Source organism: Desulfosarcina sp., from assembly GCF_033791525.1.
GTDB lineage: Bacteria > Desulfobacterota > Desulfobacteria > Desulfobacterales > Desulfosarcinaceae > Desulfosarcina.
Map to the genome: position 1 here is coordinate 1 of NZ_JASJGN010000086.1, position 10,716 is coordinate 10,716.

The 10,716-nt window shown below is 46.6% G+C and carries 9 protein-coding genes and 1 riboswitch; of the genes, 3 read left to right on the forward strand and 6 right to left on the reverse strand.

What is annotated here, in order from left to right; genetic code table 11:
- Positions 1 to 401: 401 nt before the first annotated feature.
- The 3 genes from QNK41_RS04150 to QNK41_RS22960 all read left to right on the forward strand — a co-directional run bounded on the left by QNK41_RS04150 (position 402) and on the right by QNK41_RS22960 (position 2,859).
- On the forward strand, positions 402 to 1,241 hold the full coding sequence (locus QNK41_RS04150) for an alpha/beta hydrolase (protein WP_319254057.1): 840 nt from the start codon (positions 402 to 404) through the stop codon (positions 1,239 to 1,241).
- Between the two features lie 131 nt (positions 1,242 to 1,372).
- Entirely contained in the window at positions 1,373 to 2,617 is a 1,245-nt protein-coding gene (locus tag QNK41_RS04155) for an aldo/keto reductase (RefSeq protein ID WP_319254059.1), read from the forward strand.
- A gap of 140 nt (positions 2,618 to 2,757) precedes the next feature.
- A complete protein-coding gene (locus tag QNK41_RS22960) occupies positions 2,758 to 2,859 on the forward strand; it encodes a hypothetical protein (protein ID WP_413815118.1) in 102 nt (33 codons plus the stop codon).
- 266 nt (positions 2,860 to 3,125) lie between these two features.
- Here QNK41_RS22960 and QNK41_RS04160 read toward each other — a convergent pair whose 3' ends face one another.
- From QNK41_RS04160 to QNK41_RS04185, 6 genes are all read right to left on the reverse strand, one after another.
- Positions 3,126 to 3,551, reverse strand: a complete 426-nt coding sequence (locus tag QNK41_RS04160) for an LbtU family siderophore porin (RefSeq protein ID WP_319254071.1) — start codon at positions 3,549 to 3,551, stop codon at positions 3,126 to 3,128.
- 9 nt (positions 3,552 to 3,560) lie between these two features.
- Positions 3,561 to 3,713 carry a hypothetical protein gene (locus QNK41_RS04165; RefSeq protein ID WP_319254061.1) on the reverse strand — a complete coding sequence of 51 codons (153 nt, stop codon included), beginning with the start codon at positions 3,711 to 3,713 and terminating at the stop codon, positions 3,561 to 3,563.
- Between the two features lie 86 nt (positions 3,714 to 3,799).
- Entirely contained in the window at positions 3,800 to 4,684 is an 885-nt protein-coding gene (locus tag QNK41_RS04170) for a sirohydrochlorin cobaltochelatase (protein ID WP_319254063.1), read from the reverse strand.
- A 307-nt stretch (positions 4,685 to 4,991) separates the two neighbouring features.
- A riboswitch (cobalamin riboswitch) is annotated at positions 4,992 to 5,180 on the reverse strand.
- A 782-nt stretch (positions 5,181 to 5,962) separates the two neighbouring features.
- A complete protein-coding gene (locus QNK41_RS04175; RefSeq protein ID WP_319254065.1) occupies positions 5,963 to 7,393 on the reverse strand; it encodes a glycosyltransferase in 1,431 nt (476 codons plus the stop codon).
- Between the two features lie 209 nt (positions 7,394 to 7,602).
- Positions 7,603 to 8,529: a phosphotransferase gene (locus tag QNK41_RS04180; RefSeq protein ID WP_319254067.1), complete on the reverse strand. Its 927-nt coding sequence runs from the start codon at positions 8,527 to 8,529 to the stop codon at positions 7,603 to 7,605.
- 363 nt (positions 8,530 to 8,892) lie between these two features.
- Entirely contained in the window at positions 8,893 to 9,795 is a 903-nt protein-coding gene (locus QNK41_RS04185; RefSeq protein ID WP_319254069.1) for a histone deacetylase, read from the reverse strand.
- Positions 9,796 to 10,716 lie beyond the last annotated feature (921 nt).

The window sequence follows — 10,716 nt, forward strand, 5'->3', positions numbered from 1 at the left end:
TGGAAGCGGCGGATTATGCCTCATCGTTTTTGGTTTAACGATGGCCCGCTCTTATCTCACGAGCTGAAAAAAGGTCTGTAAATGGTCATATGTATAGCAAACGCTTCACCAGGAGAGCGCCATGCTGACCGTATTTGTTAAGCTGCGTTAGCGAGCGCATTCCCCGCGGCTTGTCAGAGCGAAGCAGAGATCCCGCTCATCGGGGCCGCGCGGAGGGTTCAATTTTTCTATGAGATACTCGCGCAACACTTTAATCGGGCCGTTGAAATCGGTCCGAGCGCTGTGCTCAATAGCCTGAAGGGGTGAGCATAACTTTGAATGGACTGCCGGATAAGGCCGATGCAACCGTCCCCAAAAAACCCCGGCTGTCTGGCGGCGCTAAATAGAATAGGATTTACCCGATGACTGAATGGACGCTACCCGAAGCCTGCCTTTTCGATGGGCGCGCCGTGCGGTACGGGGTGAGTGGCGATGGCCCGCCGGTGGTTGTGGTTCACGGCACACCCTGGTCATCTTTCAATTTGCGGCATATCATCAAATCCTTGTCTCAAGATTTTACTGTCTACTACTATGATCTGATCGGTTACGGCCAGTCAGATAAATCACCTGGCGATGTTTCACTGGGGATTCAGAACCAGGTGTTGGATCGTCTCCTGGATTACTGGCAGCTTGACAACCCATTAATCATTGGTCATGATTTCGGAGGCACAACGGTTCTTCGAACACACCTGATCAATGGCCGCGATTTCGACAAGATCGTTCTTATCGATCCGGTGGCGTTGGCTCCGTGGGGCTCGTCTTTCTTTCAGCATGTCCGTGCGCATGAATCCGCCTTTGCAGGCGTTCCAGACTACATTCATGAAGCCATTGTTCGCGCTTACGTCAAAACAGCTGCCTTCAAAACCATCGATGAAGCTACCTTGGATTCAATCGTCCTTCCGTGGACCGGACCAGACGGAAAAGCGGCTTTTTACCGGCAGATTGCACAGGCGCATTCTGGTTATACGGATGAGGTGCAACCCCTGTACGCCGGGATTTCCAGGCCGGTTTTGATCCTTTGGGGCCGTGAGGACACATGGATACCGTTGGAACGCGGCGAGGCGTTGCACGATATGATTCCGAGTTCAATGTTGCACGTCATTCCGGATGCCGGGCATTTGGTGATCGAAGAGCAGCCCGATCAGCTTATCAAAAAGATAAATCCTTTTATTCATAAAGAGGGCATCCCATCACAAGCCTGATTGAACATTCCCCGAAAGCAGCGCATCTGATTGTCGACGAGGTTAGTGTATAGGATAGCTCAAAAAATTATGGCCGACACGTTTCTGGCCTTAAGGCGGGCAGACTAGTCGGTCAAGAGGAGACAATAAGCATGTCCGGAAAAAAGAGGGAGATTTCAAGAAGAGATTTTATCAAAACTGCCGGGGCAGGTGGTTTAGGAGCGACGCTTATACCCTTGAGTGCATTGAGACTATCCCATGCCAGTGCTTCTGCGACGGTGCCTCAAGAAAGGATTGTACCGACTCGGCCATTCGGGAAAACGGGCGTCAATGTTCCCATGCTTTCGCTGGGCGGTGTCTTGAGGCGTTCTGACCAGATACTATTCAAGATGGCTTATCAAATGGGCGTAACTTATTGGGATACGGCGGATTCATATGGTTGGGGCAAAAACGAATTAGCCATCGGGAAATATTTTGAAAAATATCCCGACCACCGCAAGAATGTGTTTCTGGTAACAAAAGCCGCAACGTCGGACCCGAAAAAACTAACCGAAAAACTAAACGCGTCACTTGAAAAAATGAATACATCATACGTCGATATGTATTTTATCCACTACGTAAGCGATGTGGAAAATGAATTGACGGATGAGGTTAAAGCGTGGGTTGAAAAGGCAAAAGCGAAAGGGAAGATACAGCTTTTTGGGTTCAGCGCCCATAAAAACATGGAAACCAGTATGCTGGCGGCAGCCAAACTGGGATGGATCGATGGAATTATGATGAGTTATAACTATCGGCTGATGGCAGGCAACGAAATGAAAAAAGCGGTCGATGCCTGTGTGAAGGCGGGAATAGGATTGACAGCCATGAAAACCCAGGCGGCTTTTTCGGCGAACTTTTATGCCGCCATCGGTTCCGAAACCGATGATGCGTTGGGAATGACCAAAAACTTTTTAAAAAAGGGATATACCGCTGAACAGGCCAAACTCAAGGCGGTGTGGGAAAATCCGAATATTGCCAGCATCTGCTCGGCGATGCCGAATTTGACGATCCTGCAGGCCAATGTTGATGCGGCTCTGGACAAGAAAAAACTTTCTGAAGGCGATAAACAGCGCCTGGAACGATATGCGCAACGAACGGCTCCCGGCTACTGTGCCGGATGTGCCGATATTTGTGAAGCCGGGGTCGATTCCGACCTTCCGATCAGCGATATTTTGCGCGCGTCCATGTATGCCAACAGCTATAAGGATCGAAGAAAAGCCTCGCGTTTATTCAGCAGGCTGCCAACAGACGTCAAGGAGAATATTCTCAAGGCCGATTTCACCATGGCAGAAAAAAAATGCCCACAAGGGCTACGTATTGGTCGCATCGTGAAAAATGCCTGTGAAGACCTGGCTTGAACCGAAGCGTTTATCGAAATAAACACCCGCCGTTTCGGTTTCACGGATCAGGATCTTGAAGGACTTTGCAGAGCGAATGGGGATCGGTTTTACTGCTGCCGACGGAGCGACGGAGGTTGAACCTGCGACCCTCTTGCGATGTGGCCTTCCTGCTCGGCTATTCTCAGCAGAGCGACCTCAGCCATGCTTTCAAACGTTGGACAGGAAAAAGTCCCAAAGCCTATTGCCTCGACTTGACTTGAACATCACGCCAGTCCGCATAACCCACCGGGGGGGGGCGAGGGAAGCGTTAGCGCAATCCAGAAAAGATTGGATGGCGGATCAAGTCCGGTATGACGTGGTTGGTAATTGTCGTTGCCAGAGTGAGAATTACCGGCAATCCAGGTGCCCTTAAATAAGGCGCAACAACAAGGACGTATGAAATTTTCTTGTTGTCGCGCCGTTGTTTCAGTCTTTGGTGTCTCCCAATATAGAAATAGAAAGAAACGATAGACCAAAAAGAACCTGTTTAAAATTCAACCGCAAGCTGGGCAGTCAACATGTCCACCGTCCGGGCATCATCTTCATACTTGTTATGCAGGTATTCCAAGGCCAGGTTGGTGTTTTCAAAAAATCCCCAGTTTAACACGGCACCGTAATGGGACTCCGGGAAAAAATCCGCCTCACCGTCCTCAGATCCGCCATAACGAACAGCCAGTTCAACGCTGTCGATAATTCTCGCACCCAATTCCATATTCCAGGCCGATGGTTTGCGTTCCTTTGTGTCGCCAACGTCGTAGATTTCACCTATTCTGAAATTATCAAGCGCGGCGACATACTCGCCAATAATTTTGAAACGCTCAAGAATTTGAAAAGTGACAAAAGCACTCCAGCCGCCCACAAGGTCGCCAATCGGCTCGATAACAAATACGGAAAAGGTATCGGACGCGGCCAGATTCGAGGTTTAGGACGCACCGATCATCACCTTCTCGAAGGGCCGGGCGGCAATGCTGACAACAACGCTGTCGATGGTATCGTCCTCACCGACCTTGTCGATCTTTCCGTTAAAGGCGCCGACTGAAATGTTGGAAGGAAGATAAGAATAAAGAACAAACACAGGACCTTCTTTTTCAGGCGACCATTTCTCCAATCTGGGTATGAATCAAAAAGAAAATCAATATGTAAACGTTGCCGATTTGATTTCTATTCAAAATGACTGAGTGGCCCGCGGATATGATCGACCCAAATGTTTACAAAGTCATCATATTCGGCGGTTCCTTTTAGAACGGGGACACAGTCAATGCCGGATTGGGAGAAGATCGATTTCCATGAGTCTGATTCCTCACCAGCCATATCGTTCTTGGCATGATCGCCGGCGACCGACATGAAAGGCATCAGGTAGGCCCTTTTTATTTTTTTCCGAAGCATCAGCTCCTTGATCAGCTCGGCATCGGGATAGCCTTCCACAGTGCCGACGAAGATGTTTGAATCCTTGAGCTGGAGCTGGAACATCAAAGCCGCATAAAAGGCATTGGATGGATGGTGGGTGCCGTGTCCCATCAAGACGACGGCGTCATTTTTTTTCCGGCTGTTGGGAATTGATTTCAAAACTGCTTCTACGATTCGCTCCATATCCGTTTGGGTGGACATCAGCGGGTACCCTAAAATAATTTTCTGAAATCCGCCCATTATTTTGAATGCCCCAACGATGCGGCGTAAATCGTGATATTCTTCTCCACCGATGGTATGCAGGGATTGAACGGCCACATGGGTAAAGTTTTCATCCTGCATCTTGGCCAACGCCACCGCCGGAGAATCCAGGTTTTTGCCCTGCTTGGCCAGTTTTGCGCGGATGATGTGCGACGTATATGCCCAGCGAACAGGGAAATCGGGATAAGCGGCTTTAACTTGTTTATCGATATTTTCAAAAGAGACCTGGGCAGACGCCTCACTTGACCCAAATGCAACCAAAAGAATACCAACTTTTTTAGGTGCTGTACTGCCATGGCCGGTTGAGGCAATGCCATTTGCAGAAATCACACAGAAAATTAAAACCATCAAAAATTCACACCAATTTTTTGTTTTCACCGTAATTCTCCTTCTGGTTAATCTTTAATCTCGGATTTTAAATTCAAGTCTGTGAAACAGGATGATCAGGGTCCCCGGATGTTTAGGTATGGCGTTCGAACGTAACAATCAGGCCAGATCAAACCAAGACCATTAAAATAGATAAAACGATGAAGGACTTCCTGCCCAGAATTCCTCCATCGCTTTATCAGTGCGGGTGCGGCATTAACCGGCATAAAAAAAGCCCTTCATGCGTATATTGGCATAAAGGGCTGCACCCAGCTTTCTTGGCCCTATGGATATGTTACCAGACCCCTTCAATCGGGGGATTAACGGCATTTACCAAGGCAGGTTTTCTGGCTTTCGGATCATTCTACTCTCTGCGCCTTCCCGTTTCGTTTAATCTCGAAACAGTGGCAATGCAGATTTCGTCCCCGATTACAGCGGCGGGACCGCTCCCGATTCCAACGGGATTCCCTATCAAGCCCTTCCGGGCACCTTTGATTGAATCTCATATCCAAGCTGATCGTTTTTGTCAAATGCTAAAAACTATTTTTCCCAAGATTGTGGGTGTGGAAGTAATTATTCTTAAATTAAATCAAACCGATAATGATCTCAATGTATCACTAATTGAGTGATGATTGGCTAACCGTAATAACCATAAAAATAAGCGTATAGGAGCAGTTGATGGACCACATTAACTTCTGGGGTGAGTTCATAAGCAAGGTGGGGGCGCCGATCTTCGCAGCAACTCTCGTCTCAGGCCTGTTATCGAACGAATTTAAGTTGCTACACGGCAATCTTGATGGTTACTGGACTCGGGATGATGGGTCTCAGCCACTTTCGAGATTACCACCGAAAAACAAATTAAAGCCACAATAATTGATATCTGCAATTCTATTGGAATTGTCTTTATCTAAATTAATCTGTAATCGGTCCCAAGCTGAAATTAAGTATTATCCACAAGCCACAACTTCGACAAATTTGCCCCCCCGAAATGTGGATATCTTCAAATGGAGTTGACTGGCAAAGTGCTGGAAAATGCACAAGGTACATGCACACCGACATGGTTGAAAGGCAAGGTATTAAAAAATAGTCAGTGGCTGGCCTTGTGAATTTTTACTATATTCAATATGAGAATAATTTTTCAACACGGGTATTGACGTAAACAATGTGCTCCAAAACGCACACGATTACCACAGCGCTATAATCGTCTCAAGCTTAACCGAAACCGTTCTCCAATTAAAATATGACGACCAAACTTACTGGAAATCTCACTTGGTCATTAAAATGGATTCGTCAGTTCCTATTTTTCCAAAAATTGGATTCAGCAAGGCTATCGTGCCAGTAGATCGGTGCATGGGCGATCAGTTTGCCAGTGGCCGCGGCAAGAACCATCAATTCGATATCAAAGGAGAAGGTTCTCTCCTCGGCTTTTATGAGAATTTCTCTCAGAACTTCAGCGTTAAATGCTTTAAAACCACATTGAGTATCCGTTATTTTCCCTGTTTGTGGGAAAAGTTTACTAAACATAACACCTCTTAACCCCACCATCCTGCGATCAAAATTGGTTAACCCACTAACTTTTCCATCTCTTCCCCAGGGCCCCCGGCAAACGCTTCCGATATCGTAGCGCGAACCCACGGATACCATGGTTTGTTCGTCTTGGAGCATTAACAAAAGTCCAATTTGATTTACAAACGCTGCCATATCCGCATCTGTGTAGACAACTATATGAGGGTGATCCATTAACGGGATGTCTTTAATGGCACGCCACATGCCATAATGGATTGAACCGCCTTTCCTACTTTCCTCTGAGGAATACAGACCTTTTAAAACAGGTGACCGTCTCTTGATACCGTCTTCAATGTACAAGACCCTTGCGTTGCTGAATCCTTCGGACTGGACAATTTTTTCGGCTATAGGACCAGTATGATTTGGGCAACCATCATCGACCAGAATCATCTCGAAGCTGACGGGCGATTGGTCAAACAACCACGTCAATTGCTTCATTTTCCGCCTGAGAAAATCTTCTCCGTTGGGGTTGCCTATACTTTTTGGTCGAATACGGTTGTGTTCATTGTACATTGCAATGACCAGTGAAACATGAAGAGGTTTGGAAAGCTTATTCATGATCATTTTCGAAACGGCGATTTTCGATGCAAGCAGCAATGAATTTTTAAAATTTCCAGGATGTGAGGTCAGCCATCTGTCCAGGCTGCAAAGGGCATTCAGGCTCGGGAAACTGATTGTTAATTCAGTTGCGGCTGTGGCAATGAGTTCATCCTGGTGGTATTCCGTCAAATCAATTTTTTCTGGCAATGCAGTCGAAAGCGCATCCACGGCAGATCCCCAGCTGGGATCAATATCCGCCTCAGCATAAACATTCGATTTTTCATTTAAAATCGAGCCGTCCAGCAGAGAGGGTAAATTGTTAGCGATTTTTTTAAAGTCTTTGATTTCCAGATTCAGAAGGTAGTTGGATAACGTCAATATGGCATCCGAATCAAAGTCCGCTGGTATCAGGTGTCTGAATTTTTGCGCTATTGCAGCAAATTGTCTAATCATATTGTAGTAGCTCTCAAGGCTTTCAGCGCTTCCACCCAACGTTTCAGGCTGATTCAGATGGCGCGCTTTTTTAGACAACGAAAGGAGGGTTTTAACGGATATCTCAGAAGCCGTGGGTTTTGCGCCAAAATCTACGATCATATCGGATAGTGTGAAAAGCATGTGCATCATCCTTATCTTCAGGTCATTATATGGGTGTGAGTCCTCTATCAGCAGTATGCCATCCGCAAATCAATGTGGCCCGATCACCTCCGTGGATAATTTTCTTTGCCTGCTGAAGGTCCCGACAGTGACGAGTGTTTCCAGCGAAAATAATGCCCTCCTTTATTCATGATAAAGGGTAGCAGAAGAGCCAAAACATTCCGAAATTCCTATCTCGCCAGAATGTCATTGACCGACGAGGCGGCGGAAACATTCAGCCATTCTTGAAACGCGTCTTGCTTACAAAGCCGGGTAAATTGCCTGAAACGATCTTGCCCATAGGCAACAAAATCGAAATCCAGTGATGAAACCGCAGTTTGGACTAGTGACCACGCCGCATCCCGCAAAGCGGACATCGAATGCATTAATTTCAGCCTTGCTAATGAACTGTCTGTCACCTTGCCGAAATACGCACCAAGTAGCTCACGCACCTCATTGTCGTTTAGTTGATGATAGTAAGCCACCATCCCCAAGTCGAAATATCGGTCGCCACCGCCGGAATATTCCCAGTCAATCAGCACCATCTTCTCACCTGAGCAGATGATATTTTCCGGCACTAAGTCGTTATGACAAAAAACCGTCGGAATAGGATTCAAGGACAACGCCTGCTTTATGCGTGAAAGTTGGTACAATATCCATGCTGAATTTTCCGGAAGGCGTGCACCTAAACGGTCGCCTTCTCGCATCAGGTATTCAACGTTTTCAAATACACAAAAATGGCCCCGAACTTTTGCAACGGGAATACGATGGCAGCGCTGGATTAGGTTTACCAACTGATTCTGTATCGATTTGCATGTGATTTCCCGGGCTTTGAGAACACGGCCTTCAATAAAACGATAAATCATTACGTTCCGAGCTTGAAACACAACCGCCGGGCCGATACCAAATTGATGCGCCACATGTGTGTTACAAAATTCTGCTTTGCGATCAATACCCAAATGTTTGGTACTTTGCCCGCCTATTGAAATTACATAGCTATTACCGCAAAGGTTGGCTCTGAAATTTTTATTTGTAATTCCACCGGACAATGGGAAGACATCCACCTTTGCATAGCGGGAGCACCCCGATAATAGCTTTATAACTTGCTCTAACTTCAAGAAAGCCTCCATATCACTACCCGCAAATAAGCAATCAGGTGCGAGAGCTGCGAGCATTATTTCATTTTGATAGTGATTAGTATATGGAAAACTGAAATTTGTGAGTCTATACGAGAGCGGATCACCGGAACAACTATGGAGGTTATATCTCCAACACATCGCCAAAAATAGGCCTGTTTGAAAAGCGGTGATTACTTATCGCCAATATATCGATACCATCCTATTCCGAATATGCCGCAGAAAATAGGTGGTGAACCATAACAATTATATAGCCTGACGGGACTAATACACTGCAGAGTACAGACAGAGGTACAGTCTCGAGCATGTGGAAAAATAGTAGTGGTTTCGGCCCAACCGGAAATTCTATTGGTCTTTCAATTCCAGTACTGTCTCAATAGTCCGAAAATGAATATCGACGATATCTTGAATATCGGGCGCATAGCCTCCAGCCATGGTTACAGCAGTCGGAAGACCGGCATTTTTGAGATGCTTTAAAACAAGGCGATCCCTTTGGGCCAGTCCAGTTTTTGTCAGTGCAAGCCGGCCGAATCGATCCTTCCTGTATGGATCAGCTCCGGCAAGGTAAATTACCAAGTCAGCCTTAAATGTCTCTATGGACGAAGTAAGGCCTTTTTCAAGCGCATCGAGATAGGTTCCGTCTTCCGTCCCGTCTTCTAACTCAATATCCAGATCACTGGTTTCTTTGTGATAGGGGAAATTATTCTTACCATGGATGGAAAATGTGAAAATGGTAGGGTCATTTTTAACAATTGCGGCTGTGCCATTTCCCTGATGAACATCGCAGTCAACAATCAGAATATTCACAGCAAGACCATCGTCCTGCAGGGCTCTGGCCGCAATTACACTGTCGTTCAACCAGCAGAATCCTTGACCATGATCATGGAAGGCATGGTGGGTTCCGCCTCCGAGATTGACCGCAAAACCTTCTGATCGAGCCGCACGGCAGGCGGCGATGGTAGCACCAACTGAATAACGCGTCCGTATCACGATCTGTGATGACCAGGGCAGACCGACACGCCGGATTTCTTTACTCGTCAAGTCACCCTGAACCAAGCGGCGGAGATACTCTTCGCTATGGGAACGGAGGATGGCTTTATCGGAGGCCGGTTCTGGAACCTGCATATCGATCGCTTGATCACCCAATCGTTCTGATATCCGCATTCGCAGCAATAAATATTTATCTTTGGGAAAGCTGTGCTTTTCCGGCAGCGGGAAGGTTAATGTGTCGGTGTAGAAGATTTTCATATTAAATTCCCTCACTCACAATCCTTCAGCTATGTTGCTGACTAAACGCACTGCCAAAGCGATGAACCGCGATAGCGAGCGCATTCCTCGCCGCTTGTCGAAGCAAAGCGGAGATCCCGCTCATCGGGGCCGCGGGGAGGGTTCAATTTCTGCCATACTATAATTTTTCGATTGTATGTAATAATTTGAAGTTGCTATGATAAGTCATGCATTGGCTATTTTTGCCAAATTCGATTTATCAGAAAAGCCTACAGGCGGCAACTTAATCCCATGGGCTTTTTGACGAAGGTGTTGGTATCAATCTTCATCTGAACCGTACTTTGGCTGACCACCATATTAGGACTTAAACGCTATTTAGTGCCCATCCAGAAACGGTTATTTTGCCCGATATCTGCGTTATGCTCAAAAATTTATCCTCGGAATATCAACCATATACACCCCAAGGGCACTTCTTTCAGGGCGCCTGCGGTAAAATTTTTCGCATGCCTTGATCTTGACCAAAATTCCTCATTTCTGGACGGACACTATTTAGAATCATGACACCACATATCGGAGATAGTGGCATTCGGGACAATTCTAAATAGGCGGCACCAGCCCGGCTGCTCCGCCGCTGCATGCCTTGCCCTTAAATCCTGATTCCTAACGATGAGACAGGTTCCAGTCAGCCTGACACGCCTTACAAATTGTAGATTTTTTTCCTTGACTCGTATGGGTGCGTCTCTATAGTCTCTGCCGGGAAAAGCAGTTTCTTATCGACATGTTTAAAATCCAACGGGCATCAACGATACTTTTTCAGCCGGATTATTCCGGCACATTGATTATCGGTTTCAATCATTAAAAAAGGAGATGAAAAATGACGACAAGCGACGCCTTCGGGAAAAAGCCTCTCTGGTTGTTGATAGAAGAGAATATCCTTGCGCT